The 23,926-nt window shown below is 72.0% G+C and carries 18 protein-coding genes and 1 other RNA gene; 4 read left to right on the top strand and 15 right to left on the bottom strand.

Going from position 1 to position 23,926, the window contains the following annotated elements; translation table 11 throughout:
- Window positions 1-24 precede the first annotated feature (24 nt).
- Entirely contained in the window at window positions 25-237 is a 213-nt protein-coding gene (locus tag ACWCP0_RS31555; RefSeq protein WP_451082173.1) for a hypothetical protein, read from the top strand.
- A gap of 72 nt (window positions 238-309) precedes the next feature.
- On the opposite strand, the gene ACWCP0_RS31560 is transcribed toward ACWCP0_RS31555, so the two are convergent.
- From ACWCP0_RS31560 to ACWCP0_RS31585, 6 genes are all read right to left on the bottom strand, one after another.
- Window positions 310-1,467 carry a uroporphyrinogen-III synthase gene (locus ACWCP0_RS31560; protein ID WP_451082174.1) on the bottom strand — a complete coding sequence of 386 codons (1,158 nt, stop codon included), beginning with the start codon at window positions 1,465-1,467 and terminating at the stop codon, window positions 310-312.
- Window positions 1,468-1,542: 75 nt separating this feature from the next.
- Window positions 1,543-2,904 carry a nitrate/nitrite transporter gene (locus ACWCP0_RS31565; RefSeq protein ID WP_451082175.1) on the bottom strand — a complete coding sequence of 454 codons (1,362 nt, stop codon included), beginning with the start codon at window positions 2,902-2,904 and terminating at the stop codon, window positions 1,543-1,545.
- 109 nt (window positions 2,905-3,013) lie between these two features.
- Window positions 3,014-4,237, bottom strand: a complete 1,224-nt coding sequence (locus ACWCP0_RS31570; protein WP_451082217.1) for an acyltransferase family protein — start codon at window positions 4,235-4,237, stop codon at window positions 3,014-3,016.
- 17 nt (window positions 4,238-4,254) lie between these two features.
- A complete protein-coding gene (locus tag ACWCP0_RS31575) occupies window positions 4,255-6,378 on the bottom strand; it encodes a bifunctional polysaccharide deacetylase/glycosyltransferase family 2 protein (RefSeq protein ID WP_451082218.1) in 2,124 nt (707 codons plus the stop codon).
- A 66-nt stretch (window positions 6,379-6,444) separates the two neighbouring features.
- A complete protein-coding gene (locus ACWCP0_RS31580) occupies window positions 6,445-7,170 on the bottom strand; it encodes a hypothetical protein (RefSeq protein WP_451082176.1) in 726 nt (241 codons plus the stop codon).
- 148 nt (window positions 7,171-7,318) lie between these two features.
- Complete coding sequence (locus tag ACWCP0_RS31585) at window positions 7,319-8,290, bottom strand: LysR family transcriptional regulator (protein ID WP_451082177.1); 972 nt, start codon at window positions 8,288-8,290, stop codon at window positions 7,319-7,321.
- A gap of 84 nt (window positions 8,291-8,374) precedes the next feature.
- On the opposite strand from ACWCP0_RS31585, the gene ACWCP0_RS31590 reads away from it, so the two are divergent.
- The gene (locus tag ACWCP0_RS31590) at window positions 8,375-9,625 is read left to right on the top strand and encodes an MFS transporter (protein ID WP_451082178.1); all 1,251 of its coding nucleotides are present in this window, start codon (window positions 8,375-8,377) and stop codon (window positions 9,623-9,625) included.
- Between the two features lie 278 nt (window positions 9,626-9,903).
- On the opposite strand, the gene ssrA is transcribed toward ACWCP0_RS31590, so the two are convergent.
- The 5 genes from ssrA to ftsE all read right to left on the bottom strand — a co-directional run bounded on the left by ssrA (window position 9,904) and on the right by ftsE (window position 13,760).
- Window positions 9,904-10,273, bottom strand: a transfer-messenger RNA (tmRNA) gene (gene ssrA, locus ACWCP0_RS31595).
- A 100-nt stretch (window positions 10,274-10,373) separates the two neighbouring features.
- Window positions 10,374-10,853, bottom strand: a complete 480-nt coding sequence (gene smpB, locus ACWCP0_RS31600; RefSeq protein WP_351232659.1) for an SsrA-binding protein SmpB — start codon at window positions 10,851-10,853, stop codon at window positions 10,374-10,376.
- Window positions 10,854-10,871: 18 nt separating this feature from the next.
- The gene (locus tag ACWCP0_RS31605; protein WP_451082179.1) at window positions 10,872-12,044 is read right to left on the bottom strand and encodes a S41 family peptidase; all 1,173 of its coding nucleotides are present in this window, start codon (window positions 12,042-12,044) and stop codon (window positions 10,872-10,874) included.
- 68 nt (window positions 12,045-12,112) lie between these two features.
- The gene (gene ftsX, locus ACWCP0_RS31610; RefSeq protein WP_451082180.1) at window positions 12,113-13,030 is read right to left on the bottom strand and encodes a permease-like cell division protein FtsX; all 918 of its coding nucleotides are present in this window, start codon (window positions 13,028-13,030) and stop codon (window positions 12,113-12,115) included.
- Window positions 13,031-13,070: 40 nt separating this feature from the next.
- Entirely contained in the window at window positions 13,071-13,760 is a 690-nt protein-coding gene (gene ftsE, locus ACWCP0_RS31615) for a cell division ATP-binding protein FtsE (RefSeq protein ID WP_451082181.1), read from the bottom strand.
- 297 nt (window positions 13,761-14,057) lie between these two features.
- Here ftsE and ACWCP0_RS31620 point away from each other — a divergent pair, with 297 nt between their 5' ends.
- Window positions 14,058-14,249: a hypothetical protein gene (locus ACWCP0_RS31620; protein WP_351232653.1), complete on the top strand. Its 192-nt coding sequence runs from the start codon at window positions 14,058-14,060 to the stop codon at window positions 14,247-14,249.
- Between the two features lie 108 nt (window positions 14,250-14,357).
- Here ACWCP0_RS31620 and ACWCP0_RS31625 read toward each other — a convergent pair whose 3' ends face one another.
- From ACWCP0_RS31625 to ACWCP0_RS31640, 4 genes are all read right to left on the bottom strand, one after another.
- The gene (locus ACWCP0_RS31625; protein ID WP_451082182.1) at window positions 14,358-15,293 is read right to left on the bottom strand and encodes a hypothetical protein; all 936 of its coding nucleotides are present in this window, start codon (window positions 15,291-15,293) and stop codon (window positions 14,358-14,360) included.
- A 271-nt stretch (window positions 15,294-15,564) separates the two neighbouring features.
- Window positions 15,565-16,671 carry a peptide chain release factor 2 gene (gene prfB, locus ACWCP0_RS31630; protein WP_451082183.1) on the bottom strand — a complete coding sequence of 369 codons (1,107 nt, stop codon included), beginning with the start codon at window positions 16,669-16,671 and terminating at the stop codon, window positions 15,565-15,567.
- Between the two features lie 49 nt (window positions 16,672-16,720).
- Window positions 16,721-17,956 carry a serine/threonine-protein kinase gene (locus ACWCP0_RS31635; RefSeq protein ID WP_451082184.1) on the bottom strand — a complete coding sequence of 412 codons (1,236 nt, stop codon included), beginning with the start codon at window positions 17,954-17,956 and terminating at the stop codon, window positions 16,721-16,723.
- 152 nt (window positions 17,957-18,108) lie between these two features.
- The gene (locus ACWCP0_RS31640) at window positions 18,109-19,746 is read right to left on the bottom strand and encodes a serine/threonine-protein kinase (RefSeq protein WP_451082185.1); all 1,638 of its coding nucleotides are present in this window, start codon (window positions 19,744-19,746) and stop codon (window positions 18,109-18,111) included.
- 448 nt (window positions 19,747-20,194) lie between these two features.
- On the opposite strand from ACWCP0_RS31640, the gene ACWCP0_RS31645 reads away from it, so the two are divergent.
- On the top strand, window positions 20,195-23,818 hold the full coding sequence (locus ACWCP0_RS31645; RefSeq protein WP_451082186.1) for an FHA domain-containing protein: 3,624 nt from the start codon (window positions 20,195-20,197) through the stop codon (window positions 23,816-23,818).
- The last annotated feature ends 108 nt before the right edge of the window (window positions 23,819-23,926 follow it).

The raw sequence follows: 23,926 nt of genomic DNA on the forward strand, positions 1-23,926 counted from the left end.
GCGGCGGACCTGCACAATGCAGGCATGGCGACTCTGGAGATCCGTGATGTATCGGACGAGGTCCGCGACGTACTGGCTGATCGTGCCCGGGTGCTGGGGCAGTCCCTCCAGGCGTATCTTCTGGCCCTTGTCACCGACGAGGCCTCCCGGGCGAACAACATCGCCCTGCTTCGCACCTTCGAGAACCGCGCCGACGGCACACGCAGCACTCCAGCAGAACCGGGGACGCCCGGCTGAGCCGCTGCAACGCTGCTCGATGCGCCATCGCGGTCGTCGCCCGACCCTGACGCAAGGGCACCCGGAACCGCGTCACGCGTCCGCGTACTTCTCGTCCGCCGCCGGGTCCAGCGCCAGCCGGTAGCCGCGCTTCACCACCGTCTGGATGAGGTTCGGCGCGCCGAGTGCCGTACGGAGCCTGGCCATCGCCGTCTCCACGGCGTGTTCGTCGCGGCCCGCGCCCGGGAGTGCGCGGAGCAGGTCGGCGCGGGAGACGACCCAGCCGGGGCGGCGGGCCAGGGTGGTCAGGAGCGACATCCCGGCGGGCGGGACCGGGCGGAGCTCGTCGTCGACCAGCACCGCATGACCGCGGATCTCTACGCGGCGGCCGGCGAGCGGCAGGGTCCGGGCGCGCGACGGGAGTTCGACGCAGAGGAGCTGGACGAGCGGGCCCAGCCGGAAGCGCTCCGGCTGGACCGTGTCCAGGCCGCGCGCCTGGAGCGGCAGCGCGGTGACGGGCCCGACGCACGCCGGGAGGACATCGTGCGCGAGGGCGTCCAGCAGCTGCGGGAGCAGCCCGCGCTCCTCGGCGCGGGAGAACAGCGACGCCGCCGCCGGCGCGCTGGTGAAGGTCAGCGCGTCCAGCGACCGCGCCATGGCGGCGTCGAGGAGACGGTCCAGCGGAGCCACGTCCTCCGGCGGCATCCACCGGTACACCGGGACGACGACGACATCCGCGCCCCCGGCCCGCAGCGCCTCCACGAAGCCCGGCAGCGGCTCCCCGTGCAGCTGCAGGGCGACCCGTCGCCCGTCGACTCCCTCCTCGAGCAGCCGGTCGAGCACCTCGGCCATCGACTCGGACGTCGGCGACCACTCCTCGGTCAGCCCGGCCGCCCGGATCGCGCCCTTCACCTTCGGTCCGCGCGCGAGGAGTTCGACGCCGCGCAGACAGGCGAGGAGCTCCTCGCCGCAGCCCCAGCCGTCCGCCGCCTCCACCCAGCCGCGGAAGCCGATCGCGGTGGTGGCGACCACGACGTCCGGGGCGTGGGCGATGAGTTCCTTGGTCGCGCCGAGGAGTTCCCCGTCGTCCGCGACCGGCACGATCCGCAGCGCGGGGGCGTGCTGTACGGCGGCGCCGCGGCGCTGCAGCAGCGCGCCCAGCTCGTCGGCGCGGCGGGCCGCGGTGACCCCGACGGTGAAGCCTGCGAGGGGCCCCACGGCGGGAGTGGCGTCGCGCTGTTCGTGGTACATGCCGACCGAGCCTGGCAAGGCTGCGTGACAGGCCCGGTTCGGCTGCGTTTCCCCGTCGTTACGAGGCACTCGTTCTCACACCTCGGCGTAGCTGAGCTGCGGCTTCGCCTCGGCGGTCGCCGCCGGCGCGGGCGCGGACGCCGGCCGGCGAAGGTATACCGCCCAGGTGACCAGGAAGCACACCCCGTAGCAGGCGAGGAAGGCGACGAACGCGCCCGTCCCCGTACCAGCCGTCTGGAACGACTGCCGGAAGGCGAGGTTGATGCCGAGCCCGCCCAGCGCGCCGACCGCTCCGATCAGCCCCATCGACGCACCGGACAGCCTGCGCCCGTACGCCTCCGCCGCCTCGCCGGTCATGCCCTTGGCCAGCGCCTTGGTCCGGAAGATGCCGGGGATCATCTTGTACGTGGAGCCGTTGCCCAGCCCGCTGAGGATGAACAGGGAGATGAAGCCCACGAGGAACACCGGCAGCGACTCGGCCACGGACGCGTAGACCACGACACCGGTCGCCGCGGCCATCCCCGCGAACGTCCACAGCGTGATCCTGGCCCCGCCGAAGCGGTCCGCGAGCGATCCGCCGACCGGCCTGATGAGCGAGCCGAGCAGCGGGCCGATGAAGGTGAGCGACGCCGCCTGCAGCGGAGTGCGCCCGAACTGGGTCTGCAGCACGAGACCGAAGGCGAAGCTGTAGCCGATGAAGGACCCGAACGTCCCGATGTAGAGGAACGACATGATCCAGGTGTGCGGGTCGCGCACGGCCTCCTTGGCCGCGCCGGTGTCGTTCTTCACGGGCGCGAGGTTGTCCATGAAGAGTGCGGCGCACAGCGCGGCGATCGCGATCAGCGGGATGTAGACCCCGAGCACGATCCTCGGGTGCGCGGCGCCCGCCGTACCGATGACCAGCAGCCCGACGAGCTGCACCACCGGCACACCGATGTTGCCGCCGCCCGCGTTGAGCCCGAGCGCCCAGCCCTTCTTCCGCAGTGGGTAGAAGGAGTTGATGTTGGTCATGGAGGAGGCGAAGTTGCCGCCGCCGACGCCGGTGAGCGCCGCGACGGCCAGGAACGTCCCGTACGACGTCCCGGGCTCCATCACCAGATACGCCGCGCCGGCCGGCAGCAGCAGCATCAGCGCGCTGAAGACGGTCCAGTTCCGCCCGCCGAAGCGCGCCACCGCGAAGGTGTAGGGCACCCGGACGACGGCCCCGACCAGGGTCGCGGTCGCGATGAGGAAGAACTTGCCGGCCGGGTCGACCCCGTACTCCGGTCCCATGAACAGGACCATCACCGACCACAGGGTCCAGATCGAGAACCCGATGTGCTCGGAGAGCACGGAGAAGACCAGATTCCGCCTGGCGATCCGCTCGCCCTTCTCCTTCCAGAAGACCTCGTCCTCCGGGTCCCACTGCTCGATCCACCTGCCGCTGCTGCCGGCCATGGCGCGCCTCCACACATCCGTGTCGGGTAGTGGAGCCGACGTTAGGGACGACGGGTTTCAGCCCCGTGCCGTGAGGTGACCGATGTGGAACCTTGCTCTCACCCGGGGCTCAGGCCTGATGTGAGCGCCTCTTCGTGCGGGGTGCGCCGTTCGGCCAGAGGCGGGGCCGGCGCTTGGCGGCGACGTCCTCCAGCCAGCCCACAGAAATGATCGCCAGCCCGATCAGCGGCCAGACGACGATCAGCATCAGGACGGTGTACGTGCTCTCGAGATAGCCCGAGTACGTCGGCCAGACGCCCGGGATCTTCCACACGAGGTCGATGATCGGGATCGTCGCCATGATCAGCAGGTTGTGCCAGAGGTAGATCGTCACGGCGCGGTTGTTGGACAGGGTGACCAGGCTGTCTAGATGGGCGAGCTTCCCCGGGAGCTGTTGCCAGGACGGGGAGTACGTCAGCAGGATCACGCAGAAGCCGAACGACCAGGTGGCCTGGGCGAGCGGAATGTCGTTGAGGTCCCAGCCGTCGGCGCCCAGATGCCCCGATGCCCACCACAGACCGAAGGCCATGATCAGCGCGGACACGGACACGGCCATGTAGCGCGGAACCTTCTCGAACAACCCCTCCTGGTGGGCGAAGCCGAGTACCCAGCAGGAGCCGTAGGTGGCGAAGTCGGTGATCGCAAGGCCCGTCTCGCCGGGAATCCTGACCAGTCCGGAGCCGACGACCGCAGTGAGCGCGAGCGGTGCGAGCAGCGTCGCCCACGGCACCCTGCGGAACGCCCACAGCAGCAGCGGCGAGGCGATCACGAACCACAGATACGCGCGGATGTACCAGAGCGGGCCCGCGGCCTGGACCGCCCAGGTGTCCTCGAGCAGCCCTGCCTTGTCACCGCTGTGCCAGGGGTACGGCGGCGCGCCGACCGGGACGATGTACCAGGCCAGCTTGACGAACCACCAGATCCCCTCCTCCTTCACCGGCTTCCAGCCGAAGTAGAAGATCACGGGCACGACGAACGCCGAGAACGCCCACATCGGCGGCAGCAGCCGCCGGACACGGCCCCGGATGACGCCCCACGCGGGCCGTGCCAGCGAGCGTGCCATCAGCGAACCGGCGAGCGCGAACATCACGCCCATGGAGGGGAACAGCACCGTCAGCCAGGCCCAGCCGAAGATGTGGTAGACGACCACACGAACCAGGGCGATGGAGCGCAGCAGGTCGAGATAGCGGTCCCGGCCCGGCCGCTTCGGAGCGGCGGCCCCCGGGGCCGACGGTGCCGCAGGCGGGGTCGCGTCGGCCCTGTGCCGGGCCCTGGCCTGAGGCACGCCGCCCATGTCGAGCGAACGGGTGGTCATGCGACGGGCCTCCGGTCCTCACTGCGCTGCCGCTGGCTCGGAATCGAGCCCGGCGCCTCCACCACTCCCGTGCGGCGGAGCTTCTGCCAGCGAAGCCGGCCGCCGGTGAGTGCGGTGATCCAGGACTGCAGCAGCACCACGTACATGAGCTGCCGGTAGAGGATCTGCTGGAGGGGCAGCGAGATCAGATGCACCATGCGTTCCTTGTCCAGCCGGAACGCGTACGCGGCGCAGACGGCCTGCACGGCGAGGACGCCGAGCCAGGCAGCGACGGTCTTCTGCGTGGGGCCGAAGACCAGTCCGTACAGCAGGAAGACGTCGATGAGCGGGGCGAGGAGCGGGAAGAGCACCATGAAGAGCGAGACCAGCGGCAGTCCGACCCGGCCGAAGCGGCCGGACGGGCCGCGCTCGACGAGGGCGCGGCGGTGCTTCCAGATCGCCTGCATCGTGCCGTACGACCAGCGGTAGCGCTGGGACCACAGCTGCTGGACGGACTCCGGGGCCTCGGTCCAGGCGCGCGCCCGCTCGGCGTAGACAACGCGCCAGCCGTCGCGGTGCATCGCCATGGTGATGTCGGTGTCCTCGGCGAGGGTGTCCTCGCTCATGCCGCCGACCCGGTCCAGGGCGTCGCGGCGGAATGCGCCGACCGCGCCCGGGATGGTGGGCATGCAGCGGAGCATGTCGTACATCCGGCGGTCCAGGTTGAAGCCCATCACGTACTCGATGTGCTGCCAGGCGCCGATGAGGGAGTCGCGGTTGCCGACCTTGGCGTTGCCCGCGACCGCGCCGACGCGTGGGTCGCCGAAGGGCTGCACCAGCTCACGGACGGTGGACGGCTCGAAGACCGTGTCGCCGTCCATCATCACGATGATGTCGTGGCGGGCGTTGCGGATGCCGTTGTTGAGGGCCTCGGGCTTTCCGGAGTTGACCTGGCGGATCACCCGGACGTTGGGCAGCCACATGTCGTCGACGATGTCCGCGGTGCCGTCCGAGGAGCCGTCGTCGATGACGATGACCTCGATCGGATGGTCGCTGGCCATCAGCGAGCGCACCGTGTTCTCGATGCACTCCTTCTCGTTGTACGCGGGCACGAGCACCGTCACCGGTTCGGTGACCTCCGGACCCCAGCGGAAGCCGCGGCTGCGCACCTTGCGGGCGTGTCCGAAGGAGAGCAGCAGCATCAGCCCGAAGCGGGCGATGACGAGCACACCGATGGCGGCGAGGCCGACGGTCAGCGCGGAGGTCGTCTTCTCCGAGACGGCGACGGCGCCCACCCACGCCTTGCCCTTCCACAACTCCGGTCCGGTGACCTTCGTGTGGGCGCTGGGGGCGCCGAGGGCCTCGGTGAGATTGGCGAATGCGTAGCCCCGCTTCTGCATGGCGGGCAGGAAGCGGTCCAGTGCGGCCACGGTCTGCGAGCGGTCACCGCCGGAGTCGTGCATCAGCACGATGGAGCCCTTGGTGCCCTTCGGGGTGGCGCGCTCGATGATCGCGTCGACGCCGGGGCGCTTCCAGTCCTCGCTGTCCGTGTCGTTGAACGCGGTGATGTAGCCGCGGCTGCCGATGTACTGGGTGACCGGCCAGGACTTGTTGTCCAGGGCGTCCGAGAACGACGAGTACGGCGGCCGGAACAGGGACGTCCTGATGCCGGCGGCGCCGGCGATCGCCAGCTGGTTCTGCGAGAGCTCCCAGTCGATACGGCCCTGCGTCTGGTAGGCCAGGTCGGGGTGGTTGAAGGTGTGCAGCCCGATCTCGTGGCCCTCCGCGACCATCCGCTCCACCAGATCGGGGTGGCGGGAGGCCATGGTGCCGGTCACGAAGAAGACGGCGTGCGCGTCGAACTCCTTCAGCTTGTCGAGGACCTTCGGCGTCCACACCGGGTCGGGGCCGTCGTCGAAGGTCAGCACCAGCGTCCTGTCGGGGACGCTGAGCGCCTTCGGCTCGCCCGGGGTGCGGGCGTCGATGACCGGGCCGCCCTTGAGGATGTTCTCGGGGACCATGTCGGTCGCGGCCGGGGGCCGCACGCGGTGGTCGGCGAGGATCTCGCTGTGCACGTACCCGCGCAGCATCAGCATCGCGAGCAGTGCGACGAGGAAGAGCGAGGGCAGCAGATAGCGCATGGGCAGCCTGCGGCGTACGGCCTGTCTGCCGCGCCGCCGAGGGGCTTGCCCACTGGGGGTCGTCATTTACCGTGCGCCTTCCACGGCCTGCTGGCCGCCTTCGCCCACCGGCGGTTCGGTGGGTTCTTCCGTCGGTGCTGTCTCGGTGTCCGTGGGAGTGGGCGTCGGCGGCGGGGGCTCCTGCCCTCCGGTGCCGCCGGCCGGCGGCGTGGACACCGTGGGACCCGGGTCCGGCAGGCCGCCACCGGTGGTGCCACCGCCGGTGACGTCGCCGCCGGGGGCGCCGTCGGTGGGCTCGGTGGTGGTGCCCGGGTCGGCCGAGGCGCTCGGATCCCCGCTGGTGCGCGGGCTGCCGGTGGTGCCGGGCTGCTGCGGGACCGTGGAGCCGGTGGACGCGGGGGCGCCGGGCGTGCCTCCGGGCACTGCCGGATCGACGGCCGGGTCCGTGGGGCCGGGCTGCTCCTCGACCTCGCTGGTCGCCTTCTCCTTCGCGGGGCCGGGTATCAGCAGCCAGGGCGCCTTCGAGTTGCCGCCCATGAGGGCGACGACGAGGGTGATGGCGTAGCAGGCGCAGGCAATGGCCAGAACCCATCCGAGACGCCGGAACTTCTTGCTGCGCCGACCGCTCTCGTCGACGAACACCGGAGCGTCTGAACCCTCCTCCGGATTCGGCCCGCCCGGCAGCTCGGAGAGCTGACGTCCCAGCCCGTCGAGCTGCACGGTGACGTCGTTGGGCTCATGGGTATGCCCGGAACGGGCATCTTCTCGCCAATTTTCCACTGCTGTACGCACATCCCCCACTGAACGGAGAGCGGGTGCGCACGCGACGAGACCGGATACCTGTCGTTGGACACGGGCCCCCACCCTGTCCAAGCGCCCCCTACCACATTGCACCCGGAGGATGAATGTAGCGCACGCCGGTGACGGTTGGGGCGCTGTGTCAGCTGTTGTCCGGCATGAGAGACCGGTCGGCCTCCGGAAGCCAGGAGCCGGGAGGCACTTCCAGCCATCCCTCCTCCGCGGCGAGCGCCGCCGCGGCCGCCCGGAGGGCGTCGAGACCGGGATGCTTCAGTCCGCGCCGCCACACCAGTGACACGGGCGACAGCGGTACGGGGTCGGCCAGAGGGCGTACGACCATGCCCGGTATCTCGAGGAACTCCGTGCTCGCCAGGACCGACCAGCGCCGTTTGCGCACCACCCGGACGAACTCCTCCTGGCCGTTGATCTCCGGGAAGGGGGCGGCCATGGCGATGCCGCGGCCCGCGAAGAGCCGGGCGGCCAGGTCGGTCCACTCCGCGGTGGCCGTGTTGCCGGCGCCTGCGTAGAGGGTCTCGCCCGCCAGGGCGTCCAGCGGCACTTCCGTCAGCGGTGCGAGCGGATGGTCGTCCCGCAGCAGCACGGCCATCCGCTCGTACCGCACGGGCTGGTGCGCCAGATCTGCGCGCAGCGCCGGGTCGAGCCCGGCGATCCTGCCGAAGGAGACGTCGAGCCGCCCGGCGAGGAGCTCGGCGGCCGCGCCGGTGAGGCCGCTGAGGTAGCGGGCGACGAACTCCGGCTCGGGGGCGGCTCGTCGGGTCTCCGTGAGGACCCGGTAGCCGGTGCCCACCGGGGCGGAGATGTCGACCAGCAGCGGCCGGTCCGGGTCCGCGAAGGCGGCGGTCAGCTCGTCGTGTGCGTCCAGGATCCGGCGGGCGTACGGGAGAAGCCGCTCGCCGTCCGTGGTGAGCGTCACATGCCGGGTGGTCCGAACGAAGAGCTCGGCGCCCAACTCCCGCTCCAGTCGCCGGATGTCCCGGCTGAGCGCCTGCTGGGCGACGAACAACCGGGCGGCGGCCCGGGTGAAGTGCAGCTCGGCGGAGACGGCGACGAAGGCACGCAGCAGCCGGGGCTCGATGTCCTGGGCCTGGGGCATGCCGGCGAATTTACAACAGGGGTGGGTCAATAGGCTCTGAACAGGTGTTGGACCGCTGACGGCTCCAGCGGCGAGCCTTGATCCATGCCGCAGACGACGACACCCCGGACGGCCACCACCGGCGGACCGCTGGTTCTGGCGCCCGGCTGCCAGGAGCCCGGCCCCTCGCGCCCGCAGGGCCCGTACGCCCGCCTCTTCCGCACTCCCGGAGCCCGCGCCTTCACGGCCGGCAATCTCATCGCCCGGCTCCCCATGGGGATGTTCAGCGTGAGCGCCGTGTTCATGATCGCGGGGGCGCGCGGCTCGTACGCGCTCGCCGGGGCGGTGACGGCGACGGGTCTTGCCGCCACCGCCGTCGTCGCCCCGTGGACGGCCCGGCTCGTGGACCGGTACGGCCAGGCCCGTGTGGCCGTCCCCGCCACCGTGCTCGCCGTGCTCGGCTCGCTCGCGCTGCTGCTGTGTGTGCGGTACGACGCACCCGCCTGGACGCTGTTCGCCGCGTACGCCGCGACCGCGACCACGCCCAACACGGGCGGGATGTCCCGGGCCCGCTGGTCGTATCTCCTCAAGGGGGACCCCGGTGCCCTGCACACGGCGAACTCCTTCGAGCAGGCCGCCGACGAGCTGTGCTTCATGCTCGGCCCGGTGCTCGCGGCCCTGCTCTGCTCGGCACTGTTCCCCGAGGCCGGCACGCTGGTCGGGGCGGTTCTGCTGCTCACGGGCGTGCTGGTGTTCGCGGCCCAGCGCGCCACCGAGCCGCCGGTCGCCCCTCGGGTCCCGGCGGGCTCACCCCTCCGTACGCCCGGTATGGCCCCGATGCTCGCGGTCTTCCTCGCGACCGGTGCGGTCTTCGGCTCGATGGAGGTCGTCACGATCGCGTTCGCGGACGGCCCGGCGGCGGGCCCGGTGCTGGCCCTGCAGGCCGCAGGCTCGTGCGTGGCGGGGCTGGCCTACGGCAGGGCGCGCCGCGGGGCCGGGCTGCGGTCGTGTCTCGCCGCGATGACGGCGCTGATGACCCTGCCGCTGCTGGCGGCGGCCGCGACCGGATCGTTGCTCGCTGTGGCGGGTGCGCTGCTGGTCGCGGGCATGGCGACGGCGCCGACGATGGTCACCGGGATGGGTCTGATCCAGCGGCTCACTCCCGAGGGTCGGTTGAACGAGGGCATGACCCTGGCCGTCACCGCGCTGCTCGGCGGCATCGCGGCCGGCTCGGCGACGGGCGGCTGGGTGGTGGAGCACGCGGGCGCGGTGTGGGGCTACGGGATCCCGGCCTCGGCGGCCGCGGTGGCCCTGCTCACGGCGGTCGCGACGGACCGCCGGCTCAGCCCTGCCTGAGCGGCGGCATCGGCAGCGGGACGGAGTAGGCGGCCGTCGCACCTGCGCCGGCCCGCCCTCACAGGTGTTCGGCGGCTGGGTGCCCGGCCGCGGTCGGACGGCCTCTCGGCGCCCGGCGGGAAAACCCGGGCAGCGTGGCCGGTCCATGCCGAGCCGGCCATGCGTTACGGGCGGTGTACGTGTACGTGTACGGCATGACAAAGGCCCGGCTGCCGTAGCGGCCGGGCCTTGCCCACATGGGATGACGGGGTCGGTGGGGGGCATGCCCCCCACCCGTCCAGTGGAGATGGCGGGAATCGAACCCGCGTCCAACGGTGCAGAATCAGGGCTTCTCCGTGTGCAGTCCGCTGCGCTTTTCTCAGCCCCGGAGATCACGCGGACAAGTCTCCGACGGGCTCAGTCACTGTTTGATTTCCCTCCAGGCCCCGTGACCGGGTCCAGAGGTTTAGTTCCCTAGCTGATGCCAGGATCCGGGTCGGGAACAGCCCCGGGCTGACACTTCGCAAGTCGCTACTTAGGCAGCGAGGGCGAAGGAATCGCGCTTGGTGTTGGCGATTATTGGTTGCGACATATGGTTTACGAGATCATTGCCGCTTCCTCGACACGCTTCCCCTGCTTCGACATCCGCTGTCGAAACCGATCATCCCCATGTTCTTTTTTCAAAGGTGCCCCCTCTGGGAGGGCAGGTGCCATCGTACGTGACCAACGTACGCGCGTGCCAGCCTATTCCCCCGGGAGCGGTGCCGGCTCAGGCCCGCTGACGCCGCCGCGCCGCGGACATCGCCCGGTCCGCCTCGCGCCGGTCCTGCTTCTCGCGCAGGGTCTGCCGCTTGTCGTACTCCTTCTTGCCCTTGGCGAGCGCGATCTCGACCTTGGCCCGGCCGTCCTTGAAGTACAGGGCGAGGGGCACGATCGTGTGGCCCGTCTCCTGGGACTTGGACTCCAGCTTGTCGATCTCCTCCCGGTGCATGAGGAGCTTCCGCTTGCGCCGGGCGCTGTGGTTGGTCCACGTGCCCTGGCTGTACTCCGGCACGTGCACGTTGTGCAGCCACGCCTCGTGGTCGTCGATCTGGACGAACCCGTCCACCAGCGAGGCCCGCCCCTGACGCAGCGACTTGACCTCGGTACCCATCAGCACGAGACCGCACTCGTAGGTGTCGAGGATGTGGTAGTCGTGCCGCGCCTTCTTGTTCTGCGCGATCAGCTTGCGCCCTTTTTCCTTTGCCATAGTGCGTTCATTTTCGCACTACGAGCGGGTGCCGAGGCCACTCAATACTGTCTGGGCCCGCTCCTCGGCCCGCTCACTGACCACGAGGTCCGGGGTGATGCCCTTGCCTTCGAGGTCACGGCCCGCAGGCGTGCGGTAGTGACCGACGGTGAGCTCGGCGACGGACCCGTCGGGCAGCCGCTCCGGCATCTGCACGGACCCCTTGCCGAAGGTGCGCGCACCCACGGTGATCGCGCGGCCACGGTCCTGGAGCGCTCCCGCGACCAGCTCGGCCGCGCTCATCGTGCCGCCGTCGACGAGGGCGACGACGGGCCTGTCCGTGTCCCCGCCGGGGCCCGCGTCGAGGACCTTCTGCTCGCCGTGCACGTCGTACGTCGCGACGAGGCCGCCGTCCAGGAAGGCGGAGGCGGCGGTGACGGCCTCGGAGACCAGGCCGCCGCTGTTGCCCCGCAGGTCGAGCAGGACGCCGGCGCCCGCGGGGGCGTCCCGGACGGCTTCCCGTACGCGCTTGCCGGTGCCCTTGGTGAAGGCCGCCACCTTGATCATCACGGCGCCGCCTTCGAGCTGCTGGACGGTGACGGCCTCGGTGTCGAGCCGCGCCCTGCGGAGCGTCTCCGTCCAGGTGTGGTCGCCGCGCTGGAGACCGAGGACGACGGACGAGCCGACCGCTCCGCCCACGGCGTCCCCGCGCAGGAGGGCGACGACCTCGCTGACGGGGCGGCCGTCTATCGGCTGCCCGTCGATCGTGCGGAGCTGGTCGCCGGTCCGGATCCCGGCCCGCTCGGCGGGGCCGCCCCGCTGCACCCGTGCGACCTCGACCCGGCCGTCGGCGCCGCGCCTGGCCCACAGTCCGACTCCGGTGTACGCACCGTCGAGCGCCCGCTCGAACTCCTCGTACTCCCCCTTGTCGTACACCGCGCCCCAGCGGTCGCCGCTGCGGCTGACGACCTCCTCGGCCGCGTCCGCCCCGGACTTGCCGTCCGCCATGGCATCGGCGGCGGCGCGGGCGACCTCGTCGGGATCGACGGTCGCCGCGGCGGCGTGAGCGGCGGGCAGCGACGGCGGTTTCGCATCGCCGCGGGGCAGCAGATCGGTGGCGGACGCGGTGGCGAGGACGCTCGCGAAAAGCAATGTCAGGGCCGCCCCGCGGCGGTATCCACGGGGCATCCAGGGTGATTCGGGGCCCAACATGGCGCCCACTCTAGGACAAGCGAAGGGCGCCGTACGGCGGTTGGCCGCACGGCGCCCAGGGGCGCTTGTCACACCTTGAGGTACTTGCGCAGCGCGATGAAAGCGGCCACGGCGGGCATCAGCAGCCCGATCGCGAGCACCAGAGGAAGCTTGGTGATCACGGCGTCCCAGCCGATGAAGTTGACCAACTGCATCTTCTCGGACAGCGCAAGGCCGTTGTCGATCAGGAAGTACCGCCCGACGAGCAGCAGAACGCAGGCGACCGCGCCGCCGAGCAGCCCCGCGAAGGCGGCCTCCATGATGAACGGCATCTGGATGTAGAAGCTGGACGCGCCGACGAGCCGCATGATCCCGGTCTCACGCCTGCGGCTGAACGCCGACACACGCACGGTGTTGACGATCAGCATCAATGCGATGACCAGCATCAGACCCATGACGAACAGCGCGGCCACGTTCATGCCGTTCATCAGGTCGAAGAGGTTCTGCAGGATGTTGCGCTGGTCCTGGACGGACTGCACGCCGTCCCGGCCGGCGAAGGCGGTCGCCACCACCTGGTACTTCTCCGGGTCCTTGAGCTTGACCCGGAACGACTCCTGCATCTGGTCCGGGGTGATGGTCGCGGCGATCGGGGTGTCGCCGTACTGGTCCCGGTAGTGCTTGTAGGCCTGGTCGGCCGACTCGTGGTGGACCTGTTCCACGACGTTCATCTCGTCGAGATCGGCCTTGATCTCTTCCTTCTGCTGGGCGGTGACCGCGCCCTTGGAGCACTTCTCGTCGGACTCCGCGTCGTTCTTGTTGCAGAGGAAGATGGAGACGTTGACCTTGTCGTACCAGAAGTCCTTCATCGTGCTGACCTGCTCACGCATGAGCAGCGCACCGCCGAAGAGGGCGAGCGACAGGGCCACGGAGACGATGACCGCGAAGGTCATCGTGAGATTGCGACGGAGACCGACGCCGATCTCCGAAAGTACGAACTGGGCGCGCATGGCGAGTCTTTCAGCCTTTCCGTCTTGTCGCTCTACGTGCTCAGTGCTGGTAGCCGTAGACGCCGCGCGCCTGGTCTCGTACGAGACGGCCCTGCTCGAGCTCGATGACGCGCTTGCGCATCTGGTCGACGATGTTCTGGTCGTGGGTCGCCATCACCACTGTGGTGCCGGTCCTGTTGATCCGGTCCAGCAGCTTCATGATGCCGACGGAGGTCTGGGGGTCGAGGTTGCCGGTCGGCTCGTCGGCGATCAGCAGCATCGGGCGGTTGACGAACGCACGGGCGATCGCGACGCGCTGCTGCTCACCACCGGAGAGCTCACCGGGCATCCGGTCCTCCTTGCCGCCGAGCCCGACGAGGTCGAGGACCTGGGGCACGGCCTTGCGGATCTCGCCGCGCGGCTTGCCGATGACCTCCTGGGCGAAGGCCACGTTCTCCGCCACGGTCTTGTTCGGCAGCAGGCGGAAGTCCTGGAAGACGGTGCCGAGCTGCCGGCGCATGTGCGGCACCTTCCAGTTCGACAGGCGCGCGAGGTCCTTGCCCAGGACGTGCACCATGCCGTGGCTGGCGCGCTCCTCGCGCAGGATCAGCCGCAGGAAGGTCGACTTGCCGGAACCGGACGAGCCCACGAGGAAGACGAACTCCCCCTTCTCGATGTCCAGGGAGACGTCGCGCAGGGCGGGGCGGTTCTGCTTGGGATAGCTCTTGGAGACGTTGTCGAATCGGATCACGGGTGCACCACGGTCGGCCGGGAGTAGGTGTGCGTGACCTTACGCGAAGGGAGAACGCCCGCGCAGTCGCCGCCCGGAGTTGCGGCATTTGTCCGACCAGGGAAACCCAAGAGGACGCTCAGAAAGCCTACCTATCGGGAGTAATCCGACGGGGCGCGCCGAAACGCGCGCGAGCTGGCACAGTGGTAGGGGGAACGGATGCGTTTCCCTGAGCGTTGAGCGGAGAAGACACGCTGAGGAACGCTGCGAGAACACGTCTCGGGTCGGCGACTCCGCCGCGCGGGAGGAGGAGAGCGCATGACCTACGACCGACTGGTGTGCGCCAACTGCGCGGCGCCCGTCACCGAGGGCCGCTGCCCCGTCTGCCGCGCCAATCGTGAGCGCCTGCAGCAGGAGGGCCCCCTGGCGGGCCTGAGCCCCGCCGCACTTCTGACGCTGCTCGTGGTCCTGGTGGCCGCGGTGGCGTTGCTGGCCCACCAGACCGTGTAGGTCTGTGCAGGTCCCTGCGACCTTCGCGAGGACGCCGCACAAGGACGCACGAAGGCCCGGAGCGCCGACAGGCGCCCCGGGCCCTTTTTACGTGATGTGAGATCCGCGTCACACAGCGGCGCGGCCGCCGCCGACGAGGCGGGGCAGCATCCGGAAGCCGATGCCACCGGCGATCATCGTCGCGGCACCGACCAGCAGGAACGTGGTCTCGGCGGCGCCGGTCTCCGCCAGCTCCTCCTTGGCCTCACCCTGCTCGACCGGCTGGGAGCCGGCGTTGTCGGTGTCGGTGTTGTCGGCGCACTCGGCACCGTCCAGGTCCACGGTGCAGGTCCCGGCGCCACCGTCGGTGCCGGTGGAACCGCCGGTGGCGGTGGAGCCACCGTTGCCGCCGCCGCCGTTGCCGTTACCGCCGGAGTTGCCGTTACCACCCGAGTTGCCGTTACCGCCGGAGTTGCCGTTACCACCCGAGTTGCCGTTACCGCCGGAGTTGCCGTTACCACCCGAGTTGCCGTTACCGCCGTTCGTCGGGTCACCGGCCGCCGCACCACCGTTCGTCGGGTCACCGGCCGCCGCACCACCATTGGTCGGGTCACCGGCCGCCGCACCACCGTTCGTCGGGTCACCGGCCGCCGCACCACCATTGGTCGGGTCACCGGCCGCCGCACCACCGTTCGTCGGGTCACCGGCCGCCGCACCACCATTGGTCGGGTCACCGGCCGCCGCACCACCATTGGTCGGGTCACCGGCCGCCGCACCACCGTTCGTCGGGTCACCCGCCGCTGCACCACCATTGGTCGGGTCACCCGCCGCCGCACCACCCGAGATCTGGCCGAGGGTGTCGCCGCCGCTGTTGTCACCGCCCTCGACTGCGTTGATGCCGACGTCCAGCCCACTCTGGTCGGCCTCGACCTCGGCGCTGAGGCCGCCAACGTTCACGCCGATGCCGACGGCCTGAGCGGCGCCCGCGGCGGTCAGGGACGCGCCGGCGGCGATCACCGCACCGGCGGCTATCCGTGCCACACGAACCCGCGTCTTCTTGGTCATCTGCTGCTACCCCCAGTAGCTAAATCGTCAGTGTGCAGCGTCTTGGGGCAGCATCCGCTGAGGGTCGTTCTTCCGTTTCCCCCGCCCACACGCGCCCCATAAATACGTATGCCGCGCGTCAGCCTTCCCACTTTTCGCGGACGCGTCAAGTTTCGTTGCGCCTGCGATGCCCGAAATAAGGGCAGTTGACCGAGGCGCGGCACACAACTGTGACGCAAAAGCCGAACTGCCGCCCGTAGGGCGGCAGTTCGCATGTCGACAAAGCGAGGTGCTACTTCTCCTGCTGCTTGCGCCAGCGAATTCCGGCCTCCAGGAAGCCGTCGATCTCACCGTCCAGCACCGCCTGCGGGTTGCCGACCTCGAACTCCGTACGCAGGTCCTTGACCATCTGGTACGGGTGGAGGACGTACGAACGCATCTGGTTGCCCCAGGAGCTGCCGCCGTCGCCCTTGAGGGCGTCCATCTTGGCCCGCTCCTCCTGGCGCTGACGCTCCAGGAGCTTCGCCTGGAGGACGTTCATCGCGCTCGCCTTGTTCTGGATCTGGGAGCGCTCGTTCTGGCAGGAGACGACGATGCCGGTCGGGATGTGGGTGATACGGACCGCGGAGTCGGTCGTGTTGACACCCTGGCCGCCCGGGCCGGAGGCGCGGTAGACGTCCACGCGCAGTTCGGACTCGTCGATCTCGACGTGGTCGGACTGCTCGACGACCGGGAGGATCTCGACGCCCGCGAAGGACGTCTGGCGGCGGCCCTGGTTGTCGAAGGGGGAGATGCGGACCAGGCGGTGCGTGCCCTGCTCGACGGAGAGCGTGCCGTAGGCGTACGGCGTCTTGACGACGAAGGTGGTCGACTTGATGCCGGCCTCTTCCGCGTACGACGTCTCGTAGACCTCGGTGCCGTAGCCGTGGCGCTCGGCCCAGCGGAGGTACATGCGCTGCAGCTGCTCGGCGAAGTCGGCGGCGTCGACGCCACCGGCCTCCGCGCGGATGTTGACCAGTGCCTCGCGCTCGTCGTACTCGCCGGAGAGGAGCGTGCGGACCTCCATCTCGTCCAGCGCCTTGCGGACCGACTCCAGCTCGGCCTCGGCCTCGGCGCGGGTGTCCGGGTCGTCCTCGTCCTCGGCGAGCTCGAAGAGCACCTCGAGGTCGTCGATACGCCCACGCAGCGCCTCCGCCTTGCGGACCTCGGCCTGCAGGTGCGAGAGCTTGCTGGTGATCTTCTGTGCCGCCTCGGGGTCGTCCCACAGCGACGGTGCCGCCGCCTGCTCCTCGAGCACGGCGATGTCTGCCCTCAGCTTGTCGAGGTCCAGGACGGCCTCGATCGACCCCATGGTCGAGGAGAGGGACTTCAGCTCTTCGGATACATCGACGACTGCCACGCGTCCAGCGTAACGGCTGGCCGGGGTGTTCCGGCCCGCCGGACAAGACCTAGGGCTGTGAGGGTGCCGACTGCTCGGAGTCCTGGGGCGGTACGCCGTCGTCGTCGCCGCTCGTCGCCAGCCAGCCGCCGACACCGACCGCGGCCACCAGCACCAGGCCCGCGACACCGAGCGTGATGCGGCGCCTGCGGACCGCCTCCGCCTTGTGGCGGGCCGAGCCGGGGCGGCGCTGGCCGGGGGTGCGGGGGGCGCGGGCGGTGCCGCGGGCGCCGCCCGCGAGCTCGTCGGGGCCGGGAACGCGCATGGAGGTGTGGGTGTCCCGGTTGGAGTCGGTGGCCGATCCGGGGACGAGGGGGACGGCTGCCCTGCGGGGCGCGGTGGGGAGGGTGGCGTGGTCCGGCTCCTCGTAGACCTCCGACGGCGGCTCCGAGTCGGGCTCGTCCACGTCCAGCGGAGGCATGCCCGCCAGCAGCGGCAGCAGGTCGTGCAGGCGCGCGGCGAGCTCGGAGGCGCGCAGGCGGGACGCGGGCGCCTTGGCCAGACACTGGACGACGAGCTGCCACAGCTCGTCCGGAATGCCGGGCAGCGGGACCACGGTCTCGGTGACATGGCGGCGCAGAACGGCGCCCGGATGGCCGCCGCCGAAGGGGGTGAAGCCCGCGAGCAGCTCGTACAGGACCGTCGCGAGGGCGTAGATGTCGACGGCCGCGCGCGGCGGGAGGCCCTCGACGATCTCCGGGGCGAGATAGTCCGGCGTACCGATGATCTTGGTGGCCCGGGTGCGGCGCGGGGTGTCGATGAGCTTGGCGACGCCGAAGTCGGTCAGCAGGGCGGGGTGGGCTCCGCCGGGGCCGAGCGGGCCCTGCATGTCGAGCAGGATGTTCTCCGGCTTGACGTCGCGGTGGACGACTCCTGCGGCGTGCGCCGCGGCGAGGCCCTCGGCGACGTCGGCGATGATCGCGACGGCGGCCTCGGGGGCGAGCCGGCGCTCGCGGTCGAGGCGGGTGCGCAGATCGGTGCCGCGGACGAGATCCATCACCAGGGCGAGGTCGGTGCCGTCCACGACCAGGTCACGGACGCCGACGACATGGGGGTGGTCGAGCCCGAGAAGCGCCGTGCGCTCCTGGACGAAGCGTCCGACCAGCTCCTGGTCCGACGCGAGGTCCTCGCGCAACAGCTTGATGGCGACGGGGCCCTCCGGGCCCTCGCCTAGCCACACCGTGCCCGCGCTGCCCCTCCCGAGGATCTGGTGGGCGGTGTACCGGCTGCCGATGTTCCGTGCCAAGACTGCTCCCTCAGCGGCTGGCGTTGCCCATCAAACTACGCGGCTGTCGGGGTACCTCGTGCCCCGGATGGCGCCAACCGTCACTTCTGCGGGGCTTTTTCCCCCGCAGAAGTCGACATAACGACAGAGTGATCGCCCGCTGCCGACCGGTGCTACTGACCGGCGCCCGTGCCCGAGCCGCCGGTGAGCTCCTCGATGAAGTCGCTCACGCCCGACGCGGCGTCACCGATGGCCTCCCAGTAGCTCTTGCCCTCGGCGATCCAGCTCTGGAGCGGGGTGAGCTCCCAGATCAGCCAGCCCGCGACGAAGAACAGGATCAGCGTGAACAGGCAGCCCTTGAGGCAGCCGAGGCCCGGGATCCGCATCGGGTTCGCGCTGCGCTGCCGCGGCTCGCGCGGCGGACGCGGAGCGGGCTGCTGGGGCGGCGGCTGCGGGGGCGCGTACTGCTGCCTCTGAGGCTGCGGGGCGTACTGCTGCTGCGGGGGCGGCGGGGCCCACTGCTGCTGAGGCTGCCGTCGCGGCTGGGGCTGCGGCTGCGGACGCTGCTGCCGCTGGGGCGGCTGCTGCGGCCTGGGGGCCGGCTGGCGCTGCGGCCGACGGCGCAGCGGGTCCTGGCTCGGGTCCAGGTACTGGACCTGGGTCTGCTCGTTGCGGTCCCGGGCCGCCTGCAGCTGGGACTGCCACGGGTGCGGCTCCTCGGGCCCGGGCTGCGGCGGACCGTCGGGGCGCGGCGGCAGGGGCTGCATGACCGCGGTCGGGTCGGCGGCGCCGGTCTGCTGCATCACGCTGGTCGCGGCGTTCGGGTCGTACGAGGACGCGTTGCCCGGCAGCACCTGGGTGGGATCGGCCGCTCCGGGCATGCCCGGAACAGTCGCGGGCGACGGGTCGGGCGCGAGCAGCGCGCCGACGCCCTCCGCGGCCTCGATCCGGGCGGGCGTGGAGTGGACGCCGATTCCGGCGGCGACGGTACGCAGGCCTCGGGCGAGGTTCTCGGCGCTCGGCCGCTCGCCCGGCTCCTTGCGCAGACAGCGCTCTATGACCGTCCACAGCGGGGCGGGAACGGTGGTCGGGCGGCGGGGCTCCTCGCTGAGGTGGCGTTGGAGCACTTCCAGGGCCGTGCCGCCGGCGAACGGGGGACGGCCGGTGACCAGCTCGTACAACAGGATCCCGGCGCCGTAGATGTCGACGGCGGAGGTCTGCGGGCGGCCTTCGGCGGACTCCGGCGCGACGTAGGCGGGCGTGCCGACGAACTCGTGCGTACGGGTCAGGCCCGGGGAGTCGGCGAGGCGTGCGATGCCGAAGTCGGTGAGCATCGGGTGCATCTCGCCGCCGCGCTCGGCGAGCAGGACGTTGGCGGGCTTGAGGTCGCGGTGGACGACGCCGTCGGCGTGGCTGGCGGCCAGCGCGTCCGCGATCTGGGCCGTGAGCAGGGCGGCCGCCACGGGGGTGAACGGGCCGCTGTCCCGGAGGTAGCGGTGCAGGTCCGGGCCGTCGACCAGGTCCATCACCAGGGCGAGGAGGTCGCCCTCGACGACCAGGTCGCGGGTGCGGACGATGTTCGGGTGCGTGAGACGGAGCAGGACGGAGCGCTCGCGCAGGAACCGCATCACGACGTCCGCGTCGTTCGCGAGCTCCTCCTTGAGGACCTTGATCGCGACGGTCTCACCCGGCTGGCCGGGGACCGCTGCCTCGGCTCCGGCGGTCTCCCGCTGGCGGGCTCGCCAGACGGTGCCCGTGGCACCGCGGCCGAGCGGTTCCTCGAGCAGGTACTTGCTGCCTACCGGCCGCACGTCATGCGCTCCCTGCTGATCGTGGTTCTGGTGGTCCTGGGCGGCCCCAGGGTGGTCCTGGAGACCGGACCCGGGTGGTCCCTGAAGTGATCCCCGGTCCATATATGGCCCCGACCGGGTGTCCGGCCCACTGTAGTGCCGCCGATCGGGTCACCGGTGTGCTCACCGGATTGGCCGGTAAGACGTCATCGGTGGCCGGATGGTTGCCGAACGGCCGTGCGGAGGACGGCAGAGGCGATCCCAACCAGGCACTTTTGCGGCCAGAGCCGACCAATCAAGATCACTTGAGGGTGGGGGGCGGGCGCGCTGTCGGTGGCAGGTGCGAGGATGCCTCCAGCACGGAGTTGTGGGGTCGGGGGGCCTGCTGCCGTGCCGACCTGCCGGGTGGGGGGAATCACAGGGCGGCTCCCCTGCCGGGCACCCCGCGCAGAAGGGACCGCTGACGGCGATGCAGATCCGGCTGACCGTCCTCGCGCCGCGCAGCGGCCAGTCCACGCAGGGCGCTGCGCGTGTGTGCGACGTCCTCGTCACGGCCCCTGCCGGTACGGCACTGGCGGCCGTCGCCTCCGGGCTGGCCGCGGCCGTGTCCGGGCCGGACGCGCCCGGACCCGTCGTGCTGTACGCCGGCCAGGAGCGGCTCGACGCCCAGCGGTGCGCGCTGGGCGAGCCTCCGCTGGTGGACGGCGCGGTGCTGTCGCTCCAGGCCCCCGCGGACGGCGACGGGGAGGGAGAGGCTGGAGCCCAGGCCCAGGCCCAGCTCCATGTGGTCGCCGGGCCGGACGCGGGCGGAGTGCATCTGCTCCACGGCGGCCAGATCCGCGTCGGACGCTCCGCCGAGGCGGACGTCCCCCTCGACGACCCGGACGTCTCGCGGCTCCACTGCGCCGTGACCGTCGCTGACGACGGCGGCGTCACGGTCGCGGACCTCGGCTCCACGAACGGCACCACGCTGGACGGCACCCCCGTCGGCACCCGCCCTCTCCGGCTGCTCCCGGGCGCCCTCCTCCGCATCGGCGAGTCCACCCTGTGCCTGGCCCCGCCGACGGGTCCTGCCCGGCTGACGACGACGCCGGACGGCGAGGGGCACCTGCGGGTCGGCCGGCCGCATGCCTCCGCGGCGGGTGCGGCGGGATCGGTGGACCACGCCCGCAGCGATGTGCCGGAAGGGCAGGAAGGGCCGGAGGCCGCTCCCTACGGCCACGAGCACGGCCGTACGGCCCGGGACGGGCGGCAGGCGCCGTCATGGGCCCGTGCGGACGGGGCGACGGCTCGCGGGCAGGCACCCGGTGGCACGGTGCCCGCACAGCGGGGCAGTGCGGGCACGGGCGACGCGCGCGGCGCGGCGTACGGCACCCAGGCGCGGGGCGGGAGTGCGGGCCGGGCGCCCGGTGGCCTTGCCGCCCCCGCAGCCTCCGGCGAGGCGGCCGCGGGGTGGAACGACCCCGGCGCCGCCGACGAGGCCGGTGACAGCGGCGGCCGCGCCGGTGGAGCCCACGGTGCGGGTTCCGGCGGCCACCTTCCAGGAATCTCGACCGGACACGCGTCCGACGTGACACACGGCGGAGCCACACGACCGCTGGGCGGGCATGCGCCCGGGACCGAAGCCGGCCATGGAACCGGAGCCGCGCACGACGGCGTCGGGCGAGGGCCGGTCGCGTACGACCGGGGCCACCGCCCTGCCGCCGAGGGGACAGACGGCGATGCGGCGGCCGCGGGCGACGGCGGTGGTAGCGGCCCGGCGCGCAGTGGCGGGACGCACACGCGAGGCGAGAGCGGGCCGCGCAAGCGCGGAATAGGGGCCTGGGCGCGGCGGCTGGCCGGGGCGCGCGGGGACGCGGCACCGGAGGACGCGGGCGAGCGCGGGGAGGTGGCGGTCGCCGCCGCTCCCCTCGTCGAGACGTGGCCCGATCCGGCCGGCGTGCTGCTCACCGCCCTCGGGCCCGGGCCGCGGCTGTGGGAGCGGGGGCCGGGGCACCCCGAGGAGCTCGCGGTTCGGCTCGGTACCGCGGACCGCGCGGACACGCTCGCCGTTCCCGTCACCGTAGGACTGCGCGAGGCCGGGTCGCTCGGGCTCGCCGGTCCCCGCTCGCGGCTCACCGGACTCGCCAGATCGGTCGTGGCGCAGCTCGCCGCGCTGCACCCGCCGGGCGATCTGGAGATCGTGCTGATCAGCACGGACCGCGCCAGGTCGCTGGAGGAGCGCAGGCGCGACTGGAGCTGGCTCGGCTGGCTGCCGCATCTGCGGCCCACGCACGGGCAGGACTGCCGGCTGCTCGTCGCCTACGACCGGGACCAGGCCACCGCCCGGGCCGCCGAGCTGACCCGGCGGCTGGACGAGGGTCCGCTCGGACCGGGCTGGCCGAGCTCCGGCCGCCGCATGATCGAGGACGCCGCGGCGCGCCACACGGGTCCGCGGACCGTGATGATCCTGGACGGCGACCCCGGCTCCGCGGCGCTCCGCGAGGCCACCGCCCGGCTGGCCGGCGCGGGCGCCGCAGGGGGCATCCATGTCGTCTGCCTGGCCGAGACCCCGGCGGCCTCACCGCTCTCCCCGGTCGCGGCGACGTACGAGGAGGCGTGCGCGGCATCGCTCGCGTTCCGGGAGTGCGGGGCGGTCGCGCTGCTGAGCGGCGATGTGGCGACGGCGCTGCGGCTGCTGCGTACGGCGTCGGGACGGCCCGCCGGGCACGGCACGGTCGGCGCGGTGGACGCGGTGTCCGCGGCGTGGGCCGAGCGGTTCGCCCGGGCGCTGGCACCGCTGCGCCCGGCGGACGCGGACGGCGCCCTGGCCGGTTCCGGGACCGGCCGCGCCCACGGCCGGGCGGCGACCGCGCCGCTGCCGCAGTCGGCACGGCTGCTGGACGAGTTGGGACTGGCCAGGGCCACGCCCGCGTCGCTGATGACCCGATGGGCTTCGGCCTCGGACGGTACGGCGGTGCTGGGCGCCGGTCCGCACGGCCCGGTCTCCGTCGATCTCACGGCCGACGGCCCGCATCTGCTCATCGAGGGCCCGGCGGGCAGCGGTCGTACGGAACTGCTCCGCGCCGTCGCCGCATCGCTCGCCTCGGCCGGGCGACCGGACCGGCTCGGGCTGCTGCTCGTCGACGGCGCGGGCGGCGAGCGGGGCGAAGGGCTCGCGGCCTGTACGGAACTTCCGCATGTCACCGAGCATCTGGTCGCATCGGATCCGGTCCGGATGCGCGAGTTCGCGCAGGCACTCGGGGCGGAGCTGAAGCGTCGGGCCGAGCTGCTGGGCCGGGAGAGCTTCTCCGAATGGCACACGCGGCGCGAGGTCTCCGAGCGGCTCGTCGGCCAGCGTTCGCCCAGCCCGGCCGAATCACGCGCGGATGCACGTGCGGACACCCGCACGGACACGCGCACGGATGGCCGTGCCGAAACGCGCACCGAGCTGCGTGCCGACGGGCGCGGCGTCTCCCACGGGGAGTCACCCGGAGACTCCCGCGGCGACATCGAAGCCCCGACAGGCGGCACGCTCCGGCTCCGTCCGGCCGGTGCGCGTACGACCGTGGACGCACCACGCCCGCTCCCCCGGCTCGTCGTCCTCGTCGACGACTACGACGCCCTGGTCGCCCCGGCGCTCGGCAGCCCGGGCCGCCCCGCGGCGGGTTCCGTCGTACGGGCCCTGGAGGCCGTGGCCAGGGACGGCGAGCGGCTCGGCGTCCATCTGGTCGCGACGTCCGCCCGGCCCGACCGCACCGCGGACACGGAGCTGGCCCACCATGCCCGGCTGCGCGTGGTGCTCGACGCCCCGTCCACGTCCACGGGACCGGAGGACCCGGCCCCCGGCCGCGGGCGCCTCGGGCATCCGAACGGGCGCGTGACGCCGTTCCAGGCGGGCCGGGTGACGGGCCGTATCCCGCGTACGGCGACACAGCGGCCCACCGTCGTGGAGCTGGAGTGGGAGCGGATGGGCGACCCGCCGACCCGCCGCCCGGTCCGCGAACTGGGCAACGGGCCCACGGACCTGGCCCTCCTCGCCAGCGCCCTCGACCGCGCGGCCCGCTCGGTCGACGCCACTCCCCTGCCGCCCCTCAGCCCGGCCCGGCCCTGATCCGTCCCGCCCTCAGCCGGCCCCGCCCTCAGAGTGCCGTCCCTGCCCCCCGCCACGGCCGGCCCAGCCCCCGACGGCCCCCGACGGCCCCTGACGGCACGTCACGAG

The sequence above is a fragment of the Streptomyces sp. NPDC001970 genome (assembly GCF_053594115.1).